Raw genomic sequence first — 16684 nt, 5'->3', positions numbered from 1 at the left:
CCCGCCGCTCCCCCCCCAGCGGCGGGCTCTCTTTATTTCCCAAGCCGTTCAGTACGCCGCGATCACCGCTCCCACCGCGGCGGTTTGCACTTGCCCTTCGCCCGCCCGGTGCGACCGCACATGCAGCGTGGACGTATCGCCGGCGACCAGCGAGCGGGCCGAGCCGGACGACTTCGTCCGCTCCAGCCAGAAGATCGCGGTTTCCTGGATGTTGAAATCGACGGGTGCGATCGACCCGCCACGCAGGCCATCGCCAAGGCTGTCGCGCGCCTCCGTGCCGAGGCACCAAAGCCGCGAGGCCCCGTTGGACACGACATTCGCGCCGAAATTGTCGTGATAGATCCCGCCGACATCGATGCCGACGAGCCCGTCATGGCTGGTCAGGCCGTTGTTGGACTGGCTCTCATAGCAGCCATTGCCATAGGCCCGGCAATCCACCGTCAGATGGTGCAGCGCGGGCGTGCCGCCCTGACCCCAATGGAAATTGAAGCCGTCCTTGGCGTTGGAGGCGGCGATGCATCGGACGAGAACGACCAGGCCGGTGGTGTCGAAGATGCGGAAGCCGTCATAGAGATGGCTCGGACCGCCGGCATAGCGGGCGGAACAATCGACGAAGACCAGAGAGCGCGTCACCGCTCCCTGCACGAACACGCCGCCATTCGCGCCACCCTGGAAATCGAAGCCCTCCAGATAGACGGACTTGGCGGTGCCATCGAGCGCGAAGGCGTCGACCACGAGCAGCACGCGGGTGTTGGCATTGGTCGGTGCGGCGCCATCGGCGCGATGCACATAGAGCGTGCCGCCGACCTGCGCCCAGGATCCGGCCGTCGCGTTGCAGCTCGCGGCATCCGCCACCCGCGCCAGTTCCCCCGGTTCTCCGAACGAATTGGCGTGAGCCAGATCGAGCACGGCCGTGACGTTGGAGCGGGCGACCGCGTAGCAATTGCCGTAGGTTCCGTCCGGCGAGCCCGGCCAGCCGAGATCCCCGCCGGCCCAGCAGGTCACCCGGCCGCCCACCGCGCGGTAGGCGGCCGGCTGGGTCGGGATCACCATCGGGCCGCTATTCGTGAAGCCGTTGGCGCGCGGATAGACGCCCGCTTTGACCGCCACGTTGAACGGCACGCCGCCGGCATTGCCGAGCTGGGTGGCGACGAAGATCGACTTCACCGCCGCGCCCCAGCTGGTGCCGGCATTGCCGTCATTGCCCGTGGCGATGTCGACGAAGTAGCTCGGGCCAGCCAGGGCGGCCGTGGCATAGGCTTCCGGCTTGAGATCGCAGAGATAGCGGCCTACGCGCTGGCGGAAGGCCAGCGGATAATCGGCGAAGGGAAAGCCGAGGCCGGAGGGCGGCGGCACCCGCCGCCCGGCGCGCGTCCGCGCCGTGATGCCGAGACGAGGCATCCGCATCAGATCCACCCGATCAGCGTCGCCGTCGTGCCGGTCGCCAGCACCCGCACGGCGCGGATCGGCAGGACATCGCCGGCATAGCGGCTGTAAGTGATGTCGACGCCGCCCTCGTCGCGCAGCACGGCGTTGCCATCGGTCTGGAAAACCAGCGCGCGAGGACGAACAACGAGATCGGCGCTATCCGAGGGCGAGATGGAAAAGTGGCGCGTCGCCGGCCCCGAAAGGCCCGACGCCGCCCCGGCAAAGGGATCGCTCATGATGGTCTCCATGGTTGATGGTTTGCGGCCGACGCATGCGGCTTTTGCCTGCGAAGGCCCTCACCCCAGCCCTCTCCCGCAAGCGGGAGAGGGCGCAGCAAGGCCCCGGAGGCGAGCGCCTGAAGCCCTCGTCCCACTCGCCCTCGCCCTCGCCCCACACTCGCCGTCATCCTCGCGAAGGCGAGGATCCATGCAGCCGGGTTTGCCAGGGGCCAGGCGCTCGAAGATCCTTCGAAACGCCTGAGGCTTCGGATGAATGGGTCCTCGCCTTCGCGAGGATGACGTCGGTGGTGGGGGGCCACGCCGATCGAGGGTGGCGGAAGAAAGTCTCCCGATCACACGCTGGTCCAGCCCGGCGCCTTGCGCACGAGCAGTGTCTCGCTCGCCTTGTCGAAGGCGAGCCAGCCGATCTCGGGCGTGGCGAACCACCACGCTCCATCGGCGTAGACGGCGAGATCGCCGCCCTGCCCGGCCCAGGCGCCGGTCGGGCTGAGCCCGAGCAGATAGCGCTCGCCCTCGACCGGCGAGCCCGGCGGCGAGACCGCGTCGACGGACTCGACCGCAAGCTGGACCAGCCCGTCGAGACGGCGGAGCGCCTCGTTGTGGGTAACATGCTTCTGCGCCTGTGACGGCGCGAGGAACGGCAGCGCGAGATGCGCGGTCTGATCAACCATGGACGAGAACCTCCGTTGCGATGCCCGGTCCCGCCGTGGCGCTCAGCTGGCGGACGCGGACGGTGAAGGATGCATCCGGCGCGCTCAGCACCGCCGCGAGGTCGCCCGCCGACAGTGCCAGCGACGGCACGGCGGTGTCGAAGCTCGCGCGCAGCGTCGCGCCCTCGAGCAGATCGACCCGGTAGGCTTCCGACGCCTCGCCGAGCGGCACCTCGACCTGCTCCCAGCCATCCCCGCGGACCCGCGTCTGGCGGATCCAGGAGAGCGCGACGTCGCCGATCGCATCGCGTGCCCCGCGAAGATGCGCTGGCGCGAAGGGCAGCCGCCAGCGACCGGCGACGGTGAAATCCTGCGTGGTGAAGCGATCGGGATCGAAGGCGATGGCCAACGGCCCGACCCGCAGCGTGTGGGCCAGGCCGATCTCGGAGGGATCGAGATCGAGTTGGGGTGTCGCAGCGTCGATGCGCACGAAGCGTGCCCCTGCCGCATGACCGCGCGCGGCAAGATCCGACGTGCCGCCCTGCCCGCGCAGCAGTCCGGACACCCGCCAAAGCCCGGCGCCGAGCAATTCGGCCGAGCGGAACTGGATCACCTCGAAGCCATCCGCCTCGCTACCGATCGCCGCGATATTGCGCCCGTTCAGCGCCGCCTCGTCCGGCAGGCTCGCCAGCGCACCGACCGGCAATTCCACGTCGAGCGTGGTGGCAAGATCCCAGCGCCCGACCGGCCCCGGCGGCACGACCTCCGCGATGGTTCCGACCGTCGCTGCCTGCGGCACGATCTGGCGCAGCGGGAAGCCAGTTTCGGCCGAACCGATCGAAAGGCCGAAGGCGCCTGGCCAGGGAGCGGCGAACACCGCCACCCGCGCCGCCGTCGCTTCGCTGCCCGTCAGGGACGGCAGGTCGAGGACGATGACGTCGGGCGGGCCGGGATCGGCCGACCATTCCGGCGTGCCGGTCGTGCCGCCGCCGGCCGGAACCGGTGCGCCAAACGGATCGACCGTTCGCCCCTCGATGCGCCGCGCCAGGCCGTCCTCGACCTTGGTGACGCGAAAACTCGTTCGTCCCTCGGGCCGGAGCAGCGTCACGACATCGGCCGGCTCGATCGCCAGCCGGCTGTCGGTCAGCGCCAGCGACACCGTCTCGCGCCCGTCCCAAATTTCCTGCAGGCGCTGATCGGCGAGCGCGACGGCCAGCGCATCGTCGGTCACGATGCCGGTCGAAAGCGTCGCCTGCCGATGCCCCGCCGCCTCCAGCCGGCGCGAGGCAACGACCCGGTCGCGGTAATCGCCGGCGCCGTCGATGAAGCCGAAGGCAAGTTCGGCCGGCAACTCGGTTTCCTGCGCCCTGCGGATCGCGAGCAAGGGCTGCTCGCCCTCCTCGACGAGATCGGCCGTCGTCAGCGTCAACCTCGGCAGGCCGCGCCGGATGAAGCGGACGACGTCGCCTGATTCCGCTGCTTCGAAGCCGAGTGCTTCGGCGAGACCGTCTAGCGCCTGCCGGGCCGAGCCGACCCGGGCAATCACGAAGCCGTCGACCAGCCCGTCGAGATCGCCAACGCGATAGGGCTCGAAGCCATAATCCCGCAGAATGCGCTCGACCAGGCGGATGGTGGTCAGGTTGCCGAGCCGACCGTTCAGCCAGTGCCCAGTCTCCCAATTGCCGCCATCTGACCAGACTTCCGTCAGCTGCGGAAAGGCCGGATAAGGCCGCGCGTCCCAGGACCAGACATAGGTGCGCGAGGCATCGACCATCCGCCCTTCATAGACATCCGAGGCAGGATTGTTCGTCGCGACGAAATCGGCTGAGGCCGGGTCCCAATAGCCGAGCACAGCGGTGAGGAACCGCTCCTGCATCAGCGCGTCGCGGCTGCCATTGGAAAAATGCGGCAACCTGGCGCCGCCGACCTTCGGATCGGGAAAGACGTTCGGCTCGTTGGCGCCCTTGTCGATCGCGGCGCAGCCGATCTCGGTGAACCAGATTGGCTTCGACTTCGGCGTCCAGGCGGTTGCGATCGTCGCCTCGACGCCGCCCGGTCGGTCGAAATGCGGGTTCGACCACCAGTTCGCGAGATCCTTGTAGCGGAACACCCAGGGCTTGCCCGCGCCGCCATCGCTGATCGGCGAGCGGATCTGCGCCAAGCGGTCGGCGTCGCTCGCATAGTACCAATCAAAGCCCTCACCGCCGGCGATGTTGGCCCTGAGATAGTCGACGTCGCGGCCGCTCTCGGCGACCGCTGCGTCGAGATGGTCGAAACCGTCGCGCCAGTCGGACAAGGGGACGTAGCTATCGATGCCGATCGCGTCGATGGCATCGTCGGCCCAGAGCGGATCCAGATGAAAATGCACATCGCCCGAGCCATCGCCGGGCTGGTGGCCGAAATACTCGCTCCAATCGGCGGCATAGGTAATCTTTGCCGCCGGCAGGATCAGCCGCACATCGGCGGCAAGCGCCTGCAGCGCCGCGACGAAGGGATAGGTCGAGGCGTCGGAGCGCAGCGTCGTCAGCCCGCGCAATTCCGAGCCGATGAGAAAGGCATCCACCCCGCCGGCCGCCTTGCAGAGATGCGCCGCGTGCAGGACCATCCGCCGGTAGGTCCATTCATCCGGGCCGGAATAGTGCACCGCGCCGCCCGAGACGGAGAAATCCGTCCGCGCCGCCGTGCCGACGAAGCTGGCGATTTCGCTCGCGGCCGCCGCCGTCTTGTCCGGCGTGCCGTCACGGTCCGGTGCGATCGAGGCGGTGATCTCGCCGCGCCAGGGATAGGCCGGCTGGGTCGCGTCCCAATAGGGATGCGGCAGGTCATTGTCGGCGGGGATATCCATCATCAGGAAGGGATAGAAGGTGACGGCGATGCCGCGCGCCTTCAGATCCTGAATCGCGCGAATGACGCTGGCGTCTGAGGGCGTGCCGCCGAAGGCCGGCCGGTCATCGATACGGCTGACGGCTCGCGCCGCGGAGCGGTTCAGCCCAGCGACGCGCCACGCGGTCGGGCTCGTGACCGTCGAGTAATCCTCGACGCGCGGTGAAACGGTGCAGTGGCCGACGCGGAGATCGTCGCCAAACCAGGAGACGGCCAGTGCCGCCCGTTCGAGATGGGGGCAAAGCGCCTGCAATTCATAGATCGAGGCTTCCCAATCGGTGCGCGCGCCATCGACATGGCGGTTGATGGTAACGCGCCGGCCCCGCCCCTTCGACGTGTAGACCGGCAGCGGGTCATAAGCGAATTCCGACGCGCCGGGGATGATGACGACGGCGCGGATCTCGTCCTCGACGCCGCCGACCGGGCGGAATACCTCGAAGGAAAGCTGCGGCAGCCGGTTGCCATAGTCGCCGATCGGCAGGCGCTCGAAGACGACCATCGCCGTGCCGCGATAAGCCGGCGTTCCGGTCGTGCCCTGCCGGGCCTCGATCAGGCTGTCGGCCGGCTGGTCCTCCCCGCCCAGATGCACGCGATGGTGTACATCCGCCAGGTTGATCAGATCGCCATCGGCCCAGACGCGTCCGATGCGGGCGATCGGCCCCTCGCAGATGCCCACGGCGAAATTGGCATAATAGGAGTAGGTGGTGACGGTCGGGCCGCCCTTGCCGCCCTCCTCTTGCTTCACCTCCTGGAAGCGCGTCGCCCAGATGACCTGGCCGGCCAGCCGGGCGCGACCATAGACGCGCGGGATCGGCGTGCCCTCCTCCGAACGCTGCACCGAGAGATCGGAGAGGCGCGGCCCCTCGATGTTCTGGCCGAACAGGGTCTGGTCGACGGCATAGCCGGCCATGGCGCCGACCGCGCCGCCAAGGATCGCACCGACCGGGCCAAACAGGCCGCCGATCGCGGCGCCGGCCGCCTGCAGGACGAGGGTCGCCATCAGTCGGTCACTCCGGGAAAGCGGAAGGCAAAGGCGGCGCGCCGGCGCCACCAGGGCGAGAGAGCGGCGGTGGCGACGGCGGCGCCGTCATGCGCATGCAGGAAGCGATCCGGCGCAATCAGGATCGCCGCATGCTTGGCCGGCAGGTTTTCCCGCCAACGAAACAGCAGCAGATCGCCCGTCGTCGCCGCATCGAGCGGAACAGCCGCCATGTGCCGTCCGGCGGCCTCGGCCAGCGTGTCCTGCCCGCGCGCCTCGGCCCAGTCGGCGGTATAGGCCGGCACGTCTTCCGGCTCGCCGCCATAGAGCTCGCGCCAGACGCCGCGCACCAGGCCGAGGCAATCGCAGCCGACGCCTCGAAGCGACGCCTGGTGCCGATAGGGCGTGCCGAGCCAGGCCATCGCCGCCTCGACGATCGCCTGGCGGGAAGCCGGGTTTACCATTTCGATCCCCTTCCGAATCTGCGAGGTTCCGCCGGCTCACCGGGAACGAGGCTCCGCCATGCCCAGGCACACCGAAAACATGCGCGCCTTGCGCGAAACCCTGACCGGATTGACGCGCGAGACGGCGTGGCCGCAGAAGAACGAGGTCAGCCGCAACATCGACATCGCGATGTCCTATGTCGCCTGGACGCCGGCTGTCGGCGCCGCCGCGACCGATACGGCGGCCCGTTGCTTCGAGGTGCTGCAGATCGTCAGCCGCGCTTCGTCCGACGAGGCCAAGCGCGCCAGCGCCATCCAGGACGGCCTTGCCGCGATCGATGAACTGGAGCGCGTGCTCGACGCCGCGGCCTGAAGCTACAACCGCCCGCCATTGTTGCGGCTGCCATTGCGGGCATAGCCGAGCGCGAAATCATTGCCCGGCATGTGCGGAAAGCCGCGAAAGTTCAGGCGATTGCCGAATTTCTCGCGGCAGGTATCGAAGCGCTTGTCGCAGCCGGCCGTGACGGTGAACGTGTCGTCGGGCTCGATCGCGCCGGTCATGGCGTTCCAGAGCTCGATCGTCGGCTGGCCTGCGACATCGCGCCGCGACTTGACCACAGCGCGGCGGCCGGTATTGACGCCGCCAACCCAAGTAAGCGTGCCGCGCTCGAACCAGCCGGCGGCAAACGCTTCCAGCCCGGCAATTGTGAACCGCCTGCCGTCCTGCGCGGCCACCACCGTCCCGCTGCCGCGAAAGGCGGGATCGTCGAGATCGACCCTGCATCTGGCATCACCGAGATCGGCGTCGCAGGGGGCGCGAAACACCCGTCCCTGCGGTTCGTCCAAGCCGGCGGCGAGACCACGGATCTCGACCCGGAAGGCGCCATCCTCGCGCAGCACCTCGCCGATATGGCCGACGCGGAGCAGCAGCCGCTCCTCCGGCGCCGACCAGTTGACGAGAAACGTCTCGATCCGGGCGTGGTCGAAGGCGCCGGCGGCAAGTTCTGCCTCCGACAGCCGGTCCGAGATCAGCGCACCGGCGACCTCCATGCCGCCCGTGACCATGCCGGTCTCGGCGCTGGCCTCGCTGGCGGAAAGGCCCGTCGCCGCCTCGTAGGTGACGCCGTCCAGCACGAGGTCGCGATCATGATCGGTGAAGCCGAGCACGACGCCGTCCTTCCGCTGCAGCCGCCAGGCGTGGCAAAGCGTCGAGGCGTCGCCGGCCAGATGCGCCGCGAGATCGGGAGGAAGCGTCCTCATGGCCGGATCTCCACGATCGGGATCGACGGGATTTCGCCGGCCTCGAAGGCGGCGAGATTGATCAACAGTTGGTCGGTATCGAAGCGCACCGGCACGTCGAAGCGGAAGCCGGCGGTGACGATCGCGCCCTCGGCCGGCGCCTCAGCGAACGTGACCAGCCCGGTCGCCGGGTCGACGGCGAAGTCCTCGGTCGCGACGCCATCCACCGCCACGCGGACGCTGCCTTCGACCGGCTTGGCGATCGCCCGCTCATAGGGCGCATGCAGCGCGCCGTAGGTCTTCTTCAACTGAAACACCGTCGTTTCTTCGTCGCCAGCGCCAAGCACCTGGTCGGTCGGCGCCGGCTCCGTCCCCGGCGGTGCGGAGGCGTCGTCGGCTCGGTCGCGCCAACGAAACCCGAACAGTTTTCCGCGCCGCTCCTCGAAGAAGGCGATCACCTGATGCAGGTCGGCGAGCGAGCGCACGCCATAGCCGGCGTCATAGCGGCGGCGCGATTCCGCCCAGCGCGCATTGCGCCGCTCGCTGCCCGAGCCAAGCGTCACCACCTCGGTGCGCCGCTCCGGCCCGCCGGAGGAACCGAAGGCGATGTTGGTCGGGAAACGGATTTCGTGAAAGGCAGGGATCAGCGGCATCAAAGCCCCCTTCTGCCGCGACCGACGGCGCGCGCCAGCGTCGCGGCGACATGCGCCTCGGACTTTCTAAAACTCTGGGCGTCCGGCGTCTGGATGGCGATGTTGACCGTCACCGGCGCGCCGCCGCCCGAAACGCCCAACCGCCCGTCAGGGCCGCGTGAAAGCGGCATGATGGCCTCGGCCCCCGCCTCGCCCATCAGGCCGAGCCCGCCGGACAAGGGAAAATAGGTCGGGCTGGCGACGACGCCGCCCTTGGCGAACGGCTTTACCCCGCCGAGCGAGCCGACCAGGCCGGAGAGCAGCCCGCCGATGCCGCTTTCGATCGGCTTCAAAGCGGCGTTGAGCGCCATCGTCGAGAAGCGCAGCGCAAGGTTTCTGAGGATGTCGTCGAATTCCTTGCCGCCGACCACCGCATCGCGAAACGCCCGGCTGATCGCGCCGGAAAAGCCGTCGGCCTGCTTGGCAAGGCCATCGAGCGAGGCGGTGAAGGCGGAGGTATCGGCCGTGATACGCACGGAAAGTTCGTCGATTGGCGTGGTCATGATGGCTCCTGGTCGAACAGACGGTCGCCTCCACCGGTACACGCATGTATAGTGACGAAAGGACCAGCTCTATCGGGGGTTATGAATGCTGAATCTGAAGGCCATTTGCTTCTCGGCCATGATCATTCTGGGCGGCGCATACCAACACGCTCATGCGACCGAGCCAACGACCGACCAGAAAATTGAGACCCTGATGAAGGGGATTGACTTCGATCAGCAAAGACATCGTCTGCTGGACCAGATCTTCAACGCCTTGAAAGCAACAAATCTAGAAATCCCTCAGTCGTTCATGGACAGAGCGACGTCAATCATGATGGAGAATTACGAGGACGTTTTCTCCAATCAAGATCAGGCAATCATCGAGATATACAAGTCGGTATATTCTGAAGCAGAAATTGACGCCATGTACGACTTCTACAGCACACCTGTTGGACGCCAAATCCTGGACAAGAATTCAGCTATTGCCAAAGAAATAACGGAATACTCGCTTCCAAAGTCGGTAGAATTCATACAGAAATCGATGAGCAAGATTCAGACGGATCCGGAAATCCAAGAAATAATCCGCGAAGCTCGTCAGAAGAAGCAATGATTCCAGGCGAGGGGCTAGTGATCCGGGAACCGCCGCATCAAGTCGTCAAGACGGGTGCGGTCCATCGGGGCATGGGTCCGGCCGGTCAGGCCCTCGATCGCGGCGGAGAGTTCGCGCGGCGTCAGCGCCCAGAATTCGCGGCTCGACAGCCTGAGCACGCCAAAGCCGATCGCCATCGCCTCGCGCCAGGGAAAAGGCGCCGGATCCTTTCCCGAGGCAAGCAAGCCCCTCACCCCGACCCTCTCCCGGTTTCCGGGAGAGGGAGCCGACCGAGGCTCGGGCGAGACGTCATGCTTACCGCCTTCATTGGAGGAGAAACACGATGTCCCAAATCGCGAGCAGTTCTGATCGGCCATTGCGTCCTCTCTAGTCGCCCCCGCCGCCGATGATAATCAACTCCTTTGCCCGACGCCTGGGATATGAGCGGCCGACTTGATACGTCAAATCCACCGATCTGATCGCCGCCCAACAATAGAGGTCGCGAGCCTCCGAATTGTCGTTCAACGACAAGATGAAGCGACCGCGAATATTCCTCAGACAATCCGCGAGGCGAGTGTGATCAGCCCGTTCGAACATACCTCGACCATATACATGCTCAGTCCCTAAGTAGGGTGGATCGAGGTAGAATAGCGTTTTTGGCCGGTCCCAGCGCTCAATGAATTCTTGCCACGGTAAGCATTCAATCCAAACCCCAGACAACCGCTCGTGAACGGCCTTTAGTGCGAGAGCAAGCTTGGTGATGTCAAACCTGGCCGAACTGGCGGCATCTATGCCGAAGGTCCGCCCTGAGACCTTACCGCCAAAGGACAAACGCTGAAGGTAGAGAAAGCGCGCGGCACGCTCCAAGTCAGTCAGTGATTCCGGTTCCTGGGCCGCCAATCGTTCGAATTCAGTTCGACTCGTGAGCTGCCACTTCAGAATGTCCATGAATGCCTGATAGTGGCGCTGCAAGATCCGGAATAGCGTCGCCACGTCACCGGACGCGTCATTCACAACCTCAGTTTTTGGCACCAGGCGACGCCTGAGAAAGACGCCGCCCATACCCAAAAAGGGTTCGGCGTACACACTGTGCGGAGCGGCCTCGATCTCGTTGATGATCCGCTTGGCTAACTGCCTCTTGCCCCCAATGTAGCCCGCAACCGGCTGAACCGGATTGATATTTCGAAACTCTGAAAGATCCATATCGATTAACATCCCGGTCTGCGGTTGCATAACTGCATACACATACGAATGCCGGTACGGCGCAAATTGGCTCCGGTCCGTGCTTTACAAGCGAATAACGGCCCCGATCCGCCGGCTGCCGTGAGCTGAACAAGCGTCTTGCTTGCCGGCCTTCCCGCGCATGCCGTCATCCTGCCGCCCCGCACTCACCCCCCGCCCCCGCCAAACGTCGCGCCCAGAAGCTCCGACACGATCGCCGCGAACCCCGCCGCACCGTTGGGAGCCCGCATCGCCGCGACCTGGTGGTCGTCTATGCTTTCTCCCGCGCCGCGGAGGCCGGCGCCGAGGATGCGGATCGCATCCCTGGCCGAAAGCCGGCCCTCGCCGAAACGGGCGGCCAGTGCCGAGAGGTCCTCGGCGCCGAAGGCGGCCTCCAGCTCGGCCAGCGCGCCGAGCGTCAGGCACAGCGTGTGCGGCCGGCCGTCGAGTTCGGCCTCGATCTCGCCGCGATGCCGGTTCGCCATCACGTGGCCGCCGTGAACTGGATCAGGCCGGCCGATTCCAGCGCGATCTCATAGGTGACCGCGCCGTCATGCTCGCCGGAATAATCCAGCGCGGTGAGCTGGAACGGTCCGGCCAGCGTGCCGAAATCCGGCACGATCAGCTGGAAATCGCGGATCGCGCCGTCGAAGAACAGCGTGCGGATCGCGGCGTCGGTCGCCGCGTCGCGAAAGATGCCCGATCCGGAAACGCTGGCGCGACGGACGCCGGCGCCGGCGAGCAGTTCGCGCCAGCGGCCGGCCGAATCCGTGTCGGTAATGTCGACCGTCTCGGCGTTGAGCGCGAAGCGCCGGGTCCGCATTCCGGCCACCGTCGAAAAATCGCCGGAGCCGGTGGTGTCGATCTTCAGGAGCAAATCCTTGCCCTTCTGCGCCGTCATCCTCTATCCCCTTCTCATTCGCTGAACCTGTTTCACCCGCCTGGGAGCCGCCGCCGATGCCTCGAATCGAAGTCGTCCGCGCCGGCGAGAGCGACATCCCGTTCATCGTCGCGACCGAGCGGCGGCCGGGTTTCGAAAAGCTGGTCGGCCGATGGGAAACGGCGCAGCACGCCGAGGCGATGACCGAACCGCGCTATGCCTATTTCCTCGCCCGCGCCGGCGAGGATGGCGGCGAGCCAAAGCCGCTCGGCTTCGCGCTGCTGCGCGACTGGGACTCGCCCGAGCGGTCGACGCTGCTGAAGCGGATCGCCGTCAGCGAGCCGGGCCAAGGCGTCGGCCGCGCGCTGCTCAGGGGGCTCATCGAGCGTGTCTTCACCGAGACGAAGGCGCACCGGCTGTCGCTCGGCCTGTTCCCGCACAATCTGCGCGCCCGCCGCGCCTATGAATCCGTCGGCTTCCAGGCCGAAGGCGTTTCGCGCGGCAGCGCCTTTGTCGGCGGCGAACATCACGACGAGCTGGTGATGGCGATCCTCAGGCCCGACTGGCTGGCGAGAAAAGGCTAGTCCTCGACCAGCGCCGCGAGGCGCAGGACGCCGTGCTCGGTGATGCCGTCCGGATCCAGCCGGACCTCGGCATAGGTAACGCGGATCAGCACCAGCGAAGGACCGTCCATCGCAAGCGGCGCGTCATGCAGCAGCCGCATCAGATGGCCGAGGATTGCCCAGGCCTCGCGCTTGCCGATTGCCCGCGACCAGACATGCAGGGTCAGGCTGACCTCGCCGCCCGCCTCGCCATCGCTCGACCAGTCGGCCTGCCCGGTTTCGCCCAGCGTCACCGAAGGAAAGGCGAGGCCACGCGGCGCGCCGTCATGGATGCGGTCCCCCACCAACGCCCCGAGGTCGCCATCGGCGAGCAGGCTGGCGACGATCGCCACCTGCAGTTCGAGCGCGGCTGTCATCGCGACCTCCTTCTCAGGCGGTTTAGCGCCGGCGCGATGACGGGCTTCGCCGCCTCACGAAGCGCGCCGAATTCGCGGGCGAAGAGGGTTTCGCCGGAAAGGGTGATGTCGAGGGAATGGCTGGAATGAGACACGGTCCCTGAAGGAGGAGTGCTTTCGTCACCGCTCCCTGAGGGAGAGGTCGACGCGCGGAGCGCGGCGGGTGAGGGTTTAGGGACCTCTCCGGAAAGGCCGTAAACCCTCACCCGGTCTTGCGGGCCGACCTCTCCCTCAGGGAGAGGTGAAGGTTCGGTGCCTTCTGAATTCGTCTCCTCCAGCGCCTGCCTCAGCCTTTCCGCATTGCGCTGCAAGGCCTCGGCGACAGCGGGGTCGACAGCCTTGCGCAGCGCCGAGGCCAGCGCCTGGCCCGTGAGGGCGCGCGCGTTCATGGCCTTTCCTCCACCGCTTCGAGCACGAGAAAGCGCCGGGTTTCGTCCGGGTCGCGCCAGGCCTCGATGCGCAGCACGCGTCCGCGATGCACGACCCGCATGCCGCCCTCGACATCGGTGCGGTGGCGCATGGTGATGCGGTGCGTGACGCGGGTCGCGAGCCGGTCGGCGGCGAAAATCTCGCCGGCCGCGACCGGCTCGATGGCCGCCCAGAGCGTCGCGACCTCTACCCATTCGACCGTCGCGCCACCGCTGCCATCGGCGGTGCGGACGGGTCGTTCCAGCGCGACGTGGCTCGAAAGCTGGCCGGGATCCAGACCGTTCACAGCGAACGCACCCGATAGGGCGCGACCAGCGCCTCGAAACCAAGCGGCGCGACGTCGCCGGCTCGGTCGAAGCCAACGGCGCCGCGATGTTCATACCAATGCGCCACCAGCATCAGGATCGCCTGGCGCAGGGCCGCGGGTACGGCGAGGCTGGAGACGCCATAACCGACGGTGACGTCGATCTCGATGCCGTTGTCGTAGAGCGGCGCCTGCGGCCGAAGCTTCGCCACGATGCGCGGCGGCAGGCGGGCGGCGTCGACGCGGTAGGCCTCCGCCTCGAGGACCTGCGCCGCGCCGACGATGTCGTAGAGCGTGATGCTTTCCACGGAGATCAGCGGCGCGAGGGGAAGCTCGATCGCCCGGCCGGCCGGCCATTCGTCGAGATAGATGCGCCATCCCTGCGCGATCAGCTTGCGCCGCGTCTCGCTTTCAACATGGGTGCGCGCCGCCAGGATCGCCGCCTGCAGCAGGCTGTCCTCCTCGGTGCCGTCGACGCGCAGATGCGCCTTCACATCGGCCAGCGACACCGGCTCGGTCGCCGGCGCGGAAATCAGCGCCACGGTCATGATGGCTCCTTGCGGTGAGGTGTTTTGGATGAGGAGGAGCGGCGCCCGCCAGGGCGAAGCGCCGCTCCAGGCCGGCTCCGGCGGGAGGGGACCGGGGCCGGCTATCACGCACCTCCGCCGTCATCCCGGACGCAGCGAAGCGAAGATCCGGGATTCATTCAGCCGGGGAATCGGGAGGTTCGCTTCCCGTTGAACCCAGCTGCATGGATCCTCGCTTTCGCGAGGATGACGGCGGAGGGGTGGACGACATGGAGGCATGTAGAACGCACGAACCCTCACCCCGCCCCTCTCCCGCCTCGCGGGAGAGGGGGAAGGAGAGCTCCGGCTTTCGGGGGCCCTGCCTACTCCCCTGCTAAGGGAGTGGATGGGTCTTTGCTTCCTAGCTCGTGCCGAACTTCAGCAGCTTGATCGCGTCAAAATCCTGGACGCCGCCGCCGACGCGCTTGGTGGTGTAGAAGAGGACATAGGGCTTGGCGGAATAGGGATCGCGCAGCACGCGAACACCGAGGCGGTCGACGACGAGATAACCACGCTTGAAATCGCCGAAGGCGAGCGACAGCGAATTGGCGGCGATGTCGGGCATGTCCTCGGCCTCCGTCACCGGGAAGCCCATCAGCGACGCCTCGCCGCCCGCCACCGCCGCCGGCTGCCAGAGATAGTGGCCGTCGGCGTCCTTCAGCTTACGGATGGAAGCCTGGGTGCGGCGGTTGAGCACGAAGCGTGCATTGGCGCGATAGCCTGATTTCAGCGTGTAGATCAGGTCTACCAGCACGTCGGAGGGATTGCTGGAGGGGAGCGCACCGGACGCGCCCGTCACGACATAGCCAAGCTTGCCCCAGGCCCAGCTCGCCTCGGCGGCCGTGGTGTAGGCGAGAAAGCCCTTCGGCTTGTTGGTGCCGTCGCCGGAGACGAAGGCGGTGCCTTCCTGCGCCGCGAAGGCGCTCTCCACCTCGGCGGCGATCCAGTCATCGATGTTGACGGCGCTATCGTCGAGCAGCGCGGCGGTTGCCGCCGGCATGGCGTAGAGCTCCATAGCCGGGAAATCGAGCGCGGCGATGGTGGGCGACGTGGTCTGCGAGCGGCTGTCGGTCTCGCCGGCCCAGCCGACCGCCGGGCCGGCGGTCATGAAGGGCTTGCGATACGTGCCGGAAGAGACCTGCCGCACATCGGCGATAGCGCGGATCGGCGAGATGGCGGCGAGGCGCTTGCCGATCTCGGTCTCGGTCTCGATCGGCACGAGATAGCCGCCATCGGCATTCGAACCGGCCGAAAGCGCCTTCTGTTCCAGCTTGCGAAACCCGTCCTCGTCGCCGCCGCGCACATAGCTCTCGAACGCCTGCTTGTGCTCGGAAGGCCGCGCCGCGCCACGCTCGGCCGAAAGCGGCGGGCGGCGCCCCTTCAGCGTCAGCTCGTCCAACGCCTTGTTGATGCGGTCGAGCTTGTCGGTGGTGACGACGTCGGCGGTGAGCTTGGTCTCGATCTCGGAGAGCCGCTCATCATTGGTGTCCTTGAACGCCTCGAAGGCGCGCATGAAGTCGTCGAAGGCGGCGGAAACGTCGCCGCTTTCGGCAGCCTTGGCCTCGGGGGCAGAGCCGGAAATCTCGGTCATCGATTTGTCCTTGTCGGGTGGAGGGAACGGGCGGCCCGGCGCATCCGCGCGGCCAGGCCGGTGGTCTTGACGCTCGAAACGCGGGCGTCGGGCTGCATCGGGAAGGTGACGACCGAGATCTCCCAGAGGTCGATCTCAAGCAACTTGCGGATGCCGGCCGACCGGTCGGCGCGCGCCTTGACGGTCTTGAAGCCGATCGAGAGCCCGTCGAGCGCGCCGGCTCGCATCAGGCTCGCCACCTCGCGCCCCCGCGCCACGTCGGCCATCAGCCGGCCGCGCACAAACAGGCCGCGCGGATCCTCGCGGATCTCCATCCAGACGCCGATCGGCTCGGCCGGATCGTGCTGGTAGAGCATGCGGATGCCGGCAGCGCCCCGCGCCCCAATCGAGCGTTTGAACGCGCCGGGCAGCACGAGATCGCCCGAGAGGTCGGCGGTGCCGAACAGGCTGGCATAGCCGGAAAACACCCCTTCGCCATCGACGCCGGAGAGGTCGGCGGCGGCGAATTTGGTCTCGAGCGCAGGCGCGGAAGAAAGGGTCATGCGGTCTCCTTCGCGGAAAGGTCCGCGTGGAAGGGGGAGTCGGATCAATGGTTTGGCGTGAATGGTTTCGAGGTTGATTTCACCCTCGCCGTTGTCCCGGGCGGCGACCCAGGATCCATTCAGCCGGCGCCTCGGGCGCCGAGACGTTTATCCAGAAGCCGACCAACCCGGCTGCATGGATCTTCGTCTCCGCGAGGATGACGCCGGAGATGGGATGGGCGGCGGCCTCGACCAAACTTCGTCGGGCTGCACACCCTCGTTGCGTCCTTCGAGACGGCCCTTTGGGCCTCCTCAGGATGTTGAGGTTCAGCGCTGCGCGGCGTCCGGAGAGAGGCCCAAACCGGCTGGCGCACTAGCTCCGCGCCAGGAGCCTCTCCAGCGCGCCGGCGAAATCGCGGAACACCTTGCGGTGGTCGGGTGCAAGGCGTTGCAGGATGCGGTTCAGCATCTGGGTCATGCTTCACTTCCTCCAATGTGCGCTCCGGGCCGCCCCCGCGCTCGCCGTACCA

General features: G+C 67.1%; 21 protein-coding genes. 3 read left to right on the top strand and 18 right to left on the bottom strand.

Annotation, left to right across the window (positions count from 1 at the left end; all coding sequences use genetic code 11):
* Positions 1-48 precede the first annotated feature (48 nt).
* From ACHMWQ_RS11520 to ACHMWQ_RS11500, 5 genes are all read right to left on the bottom strand, one after another.
* Positions 49-1407 carry a hypothetical protein gene (locus ACHMWQ_RS11520; RefSeq protein WP_396307563.1) on the bottom strand — a complete coding sequence of 453 codons (1359 nt, stop codon included), beginning with the start codon at positions 1405-1407 and terminating at the stop codon, positions 49-51.
* Positions 1407-1664 (bottom strand): hypothetical protein, encoded by a 258-nt coding sequence (locus ACHMWQ_RS11515; protein ID WP_396307562.1) that lies wholly within the window; start codon positions 1662-1664, stop codon positions 1407-1409. Before ACHMWQ_RS11515 ends, ACHMWQ_RS11520 begins: the two co-directional genes overlap by 1 nt.
* A gap of 335 nt (positions 1665-1999) precedes the next feature.
* Positions 2000-2338, bottom strand: a complete 339-nt coding sequence (locus tag ACHMWQ_RS11510; protein WP_396307561.1) for a DUF2793 domain-containing protein — start codon at positions 2336-2338, stop codon at positions 2000-2002.
* Complete coding sequence (locus ACHMWQ_RS11505; RefSeq protein ID WP_396307560.1) at positions 2331-6200, bottom strand: glycoside hydrolase/phage tail family protein; 3870 nt, start codon at positions 6198-6200, stop codon at positions 2331-2333. Before ACHMWQ_RS11505 ends, ACHMWQ_RS11510 begins: the two co-directional genes overlap by 8 nt.
* On the bottom strand, positions 6200-6643 hold the full coding sequence (locus ACHMWQ_RS11500) for an NlpC/P60 family protein (protein ID WP_396307559.1): 444 nt from the start codon (positions 6641-6643) through the stop codon (positions 6200-6202). Before ACHMWQ_RS11500 ends, ACHMWQ_RS11505 begins: the two co-directional genes overlap by 1 nt.
* Before the next feature lie 58 nt (positions 6644-6701).
* Between ACHMWQ_RS11500 and ACHMWQ_RS11495 the strand changes: the two genes are divergently transcribed.
* Positions 6702-6995: a hypothetical protein gene (locus tag ACHMWQ_RS11495; protein ID WP_396307558.1), complete on the top strand. Its 294-nt coding sequence runs from the start codon at positions 6702-6704 to the stop codon at positions 6993-6995.
* Positions 6996-6997: 2 nt separating this feature from the next.
* Here ACHMWQ_RS11495 and ACHMWQ_RS11490 read toward each other — a convergent pair whose 3' ends face one another.
* Genes ACHMWQ_RS11490 through ACHMWQ_RS11480 form a run of 3 tightly spaced genes read right to left on the bottom strand, consistent with a single transcriptional unit; the run spans position 6998 to position 9056 of the window.
* Positions 6998-7882 carry a DUF2163 domain-containing protein gene (locus tag ACHMWQ_RS11490; RefSeq protein WP_396307557.1) on the bottom strand — a complete coding sequence of 295 codons (885 nt, stop codon included), beginning with the start codon at positions 7880-7882 and terminating at the stop codon, positions 6998-7000.
* Positions 7879-8514, bottom strand: coding sequence for a TIGR02217 family protein (locus ACHMWQ_RS11485; RefSeq protein ID WP_396307556.1), 636 nt, complete (start codon positions 8512-8514; stop codon positions 7879-7881). Before ACHMWQ_RS11485 ends, ACHMWQ_RS11490 begins: the two co-directional genes overlap by 4 nt.
* Positions 8514-9056 (bottom strand): phage tail tape measure protein, encoded by a 543-nt coding sequence (locus tag ACHMWQ_RS11480; RefSeq protein WP_396307555.1) that lies wholly within the window; start codon positions 9054-9056, stop codon positions 8514-8516. The genes ACHMWQ_RS11485 and ACHMWQ_RS11480 overlap by 1 nt, the downstream gene beginning before the upstream one ends.
* Before the next feature lie 85 nt (positions 9057-9141).
* Between ACHMWQ_RS11480 and ACHMWQ_RS11475 the strand changes: the two genes are divergently transcribed.
* Positions 9142-9645, top strand: a complete 504-nt coding sequence (locus tag ACHMWQ_RS11475; RefSeq protein ID WP_396307554.1) for a DUF2059 domain-containing protein — start codon at positions 9142-9144, stop codon at positions 9643-9645.
* A 14-nt stretch (positions 9646-9659) separates the two neighbouring features.
* On the opposite strand, the gene ACHMWQ_RS11470 is transcribed toward ACHMWQ_RS11475, so the two are convergent.
* The 4 genes from ACHMWQ_RS11470 to ACHMWQ_RS11455 form a co-directional block, all read right to left on the bottom strand.
* Complete coding sequence (locus tag ACHMWQ_RS11470) at positions 9660-9878, bottom strand: rcc01693 family protein (RefSeq protein WP_396307553.1); 219 nt, start codon at positions 9876-9878, stop codon at positions 9660-9662.
* A 133-nt stretch (positions 9879-10011) separates the two neighbouring features.
* A complete protein-coding gene (locus ACHMWQ_RS11465) occupies positions 10012-10827 on the bottom strand; it encodes a DNA adenine methylase (RefSeq protein ID WP_396307552.1) in 816 nt (271 codons plus the stop codon).
* A gap of 185 nt (positions 10828-11012) precedes the next feature.
* Positions 11013-11330 carry a gene transfer agent family protein gene (locus tag ACHMWQ_RS11460; RefSeq protein WP_396307551.1) on the bottom strand — a complete coding sequence of 106 codons (318 nt, stop codon included), beginning with the start codon at positions 11328-11330 and terminating at the stop codon, positions 11013-11015.
* On the bottom strand, positions 11330-11746 hold the full coding sequence (locus tag ACHMWQ_RS11455) for a phage major tail protein, TP901-1 family (RefSeq protein WP_396307550.1): 417 nt from the start codon (positions 11744-11746) through the stop codon (positions 11330-11332). The genes ACHMWQ_RS11460 and ACHMWQ_RS11455 overlap by 1 nt, the downstream gene beginning before the upstream one ends.
* Before the next feature lie 56 nt (positions 11747-11802).
* Here ACHMWQ_RS11455 and ACHMWQ_RS11450 point away from each other — a divergent pair, with 56 nt between their 5' ends.
* On the top strand, positions 11803-12309 hold the full coding sequence (locus ACHMWQ_RS11450; protein ID WP_396307549.1) for a GNAT family N-acetyltransferase: 507 nt from the start codon (positions 11803-11805) through the stop codon (positions 12307-12309).
* Here the strand turns inward: ACHMWQ_RS11450 and ACHMWQ_RS11445 are convergent.
* The 6 genes from ACHMWQ_RS11445 to ACHMWQ_RS11420 all read right to left on the bottom strand — a co-directional run bounded on the left by ACHMWQ_RS11445 (position 12306) and on the right by ACHMWQ_RS11420 (position 16175).
* Positions 12306-12704 carry a DUF3168 domain-containing protein gene (locus tag ACHMWQ_RS11445; RefSeq protein WP_396307548.1) on the bottom strand — a complete coding sequence of 133 codons (399 nt, stop codon included), beginning with the start codon at positions 12702-12704 and terminating at the stop codon, positions 12306-12308. The two genes, ACHMWQ_RS11450 and ACHMWQ_RS11445, sit on opposite strands and share 4 nt — an antisense overlap.
* On the bottom strand, positions 12701-13132 hold the full coding sequence (locus tag ACHMWQ_RS11440) for a hypothetical protein (RefSeq protein ID WP_396307547.1): 432 nt from the start codon (positions 13130-13132) through the stop codon (positions 12701-12703). The genes ACHMWQ_RS11445 and ACHMWQ_RS11440 overlap by 4 nt, the downstream gene beginning before the upstream one ends.
* Complete coding sequence (locus ACHMWQ_RS11435) at positions 13129-13458, bottom strand: phage head closure protein (RefSeq protein ID WP_396307546.1); 330 nt, start codon at positions 13456-13458, stop codon at positions 13129-13131. Before ACHMWQ_RS11435 ends, ACHMWQ_RS11440 begins: the two co-directional genes overlap by 4 nt.
* The gene (locus ACHMWQ_RS11430) at positions 13455-14024 is read right to left on the bottom strand and encodes a head-tail connector protein (RefSeq protein ID WP_396307545.1); all 570 of its coding nucleotides are present in this window, start codon (positions 14022-14024) and stop codon (positions 13455-13457) included. The genes ACHMWQ_RS11435 and ACHMWQ_RS11430 overlap by 4 nt, the downstream gene beginning before the upstream one ends.
* Before the next feature lie 379 nt (positions 14025-14403).
* Complete coding sequence (locus ACHMWQ_RS11425; RefSeq protein ID WP_396307544.1) at positions 14404-15633, bottom strand: phage major capsid protein; 1230 nt, start codon at positions 15631-15633, stop codon at positions 14404-14406.
* On the bottom strand, positions 15630-16175 hold the full coding sequence (locus ACHMWQ_RS11420; RefSeq protein ID WP_396307543.1) for an HK97 family phage prohead protease: 546 nt from the start codon (positions 16173-16175) through the stop codon (positions 15630-15632). The genes ACHMWQ_RS11425 and ACHMWQ_RS11420 overlap by 4 nt, the downstream gene beginning before the upstream one ends.
* Between the last annotated feature and the right edge of the window lie 509 nt (positions 16176-16684).

The organism is Kaistia sp. UC242_56 (assembly GCF_044452255.1).
Classification (GTDB): Bacteria; Pseudomonadota; Alphaproteobacteria; order Rhizobiales; family Kaistiaceae; genus Kaistia; species Kaistia defluvii_A.
The sequence above is the reverse complement of the archived record's forward strand: the minus strand, read 5'-3'. Positions and strand labels throughout refer to the sequence as shown.

What these genes read in the sequence shown, in the direction of transcription:
- ACHMWQ_RS11520 (WP_396307563.1), bottom strand. Translation starts at nt 1,407, where the DNA reads ATGCGGATGCCTCGTCTCGGCATCACGGCGCGGACGCGCGCCGGGCGG.
- ACHMWQ_RS11515 (WP_396307562.1), bottom strand. Translation starts at nt 1,664, where the DNA reads ATGAGCGATCCCTTTGCCGGGGCGGCGTCGGGCCTTTCGGGGCCGGCG.
- ACHMWQ_RS11510 (WP_396307561.1), bottom strand. Translation starts at nt 2,338, where the DNA reads ATGGTTGATCAGACCGCGCATCTCGCGCTGCCGTTCCTCGCGCCGTCA.
- ACHMWQ_RS11505 (WP_396307560.1), bottom strand. Translation starts at nt 6,200, where the DNA reads ATGGCGACCCTCGTCCTGCAGGCGGCCGGCGCCGCGATCGGCGGCCTG.
- ACHMWQ_RS11500 (WP_396307559.1), bottom strand. Translation starts at nt 6,643, where the DNA reads ATGGTAAACCCGGCTTCCCGCCAGGCGATCGTCGAGGCGGCGATGGCC.
- ACHMWQ_RS11495 (WP_396307558.1), top strand. Translation starts at nt 6,702, where the DNA reads ATGCCCAGGCACACCGAAAACATGCGCGCCTTGCGCGAAACCCTGACC.
- ACHMWQ_RS11490 (WP_396307557.1), bottom strand. Translation starts at nt 7,882, where the DNA reads ATGAGGACGCTTCCTCCCGATCTCGCGGCGCATCTGGCCGGCGACGCC.
- ACHMWQ_RS11485 (WP_396307556.1), bottom strand. Translation starts at nt 8,514, where the DNA reads ATGCCGCTGATCCCTGCCTTTCACGAAATCCGTTTCCCGACCAACATC.
- ACHMWQ_RS11480 (WP_396307555.1), bottom strand. Translation starts at nt 9,056, where the DNA reads ATGACCACGCCAATCGACGAACTTTCCGTGCGTATCACGGCCGATACC.
- ACHMWQ_RS11475 (WP_396307554.1), top strand. Translation starts at nt 9,142, where the DNA reads ATGCTGAATCTGAAGGCCATTTGCTTCTCGGCCATGATCATTCTGGGC.
- ACHMWQ_RS11465 (WP_396307552.1), bottom strand. Translation starts at nt 10,827, where the DNA reads ATGGATCTTTCAGAGTTTCGAAATATCAATCCGGTTCAGCCGGTTGCG.
- ACHMWQ_RS11460 (WP_396307551.1), bottom strand. Translation starts at nt 11,330, where the DNA reads ATGGCGAACCGGCATCGCGGCGAGATCGAGGCCGAACTCGACGGCCGG.
- ACHMWQ_RS11455 (WP_396307550.1), bottom strand. Translation starts at nt 11,746, where the DNA reads ATGACGGCGCAGAAGGGCAAGGATTTGCTCCTGAAGATCGACACCACC.
- ACHMWQ_RS11450 (WP_396307549.1), top strand. Translation starts at nt 11,803, where the DNA reads ATGCCTCGAATCGAAGTCGTCCGCGCCGGCGAGAGCGACATCCCGTTC.
- ACHMWQ_RS11445 (WP_396307548.1), bottom strand. Translation starts at nt 12,704, where the DNA reads ATGACAGCCGCGCTCGAACTGCAGGTGGCGATCGTCGCCAGCCTGCTC.
- ACHMWQ_RS11440 (WP_396307547.1), bottom strand. Translation starts at nt 13,132, where the DNA reads ATGAACGCGCGCGCCCTCACGGGCCAGGCGCTGGCCTCGGCGCTGCGC.
- ACHMWQ_RS11430 (WP_396307545.1), bottom strand. Translation starts at nt 14,024, where the DNA reads ATGACCGTGGCGCTGATTTCCGCGCCGGCGACCGAGCCGGTGTCGCTG.
- ACHMWQ_RS11425 (WP_396307544.1), bottom strand. Translation starts at nt 15,633, where the DNA reads ATGACCGAGATTTCCGGCTCTGCCCCCGAGGCCAAGGCTGCCGAAAGC.
- ACHMWQ_RS11420 (WP_396307543.1), bottom strand. Translation starts at nt 16,175, where the DNA reads ATGACCCTTTCTTCCGCGCCTGCGCTCGAGACCAAATTCGCCGCCGCC.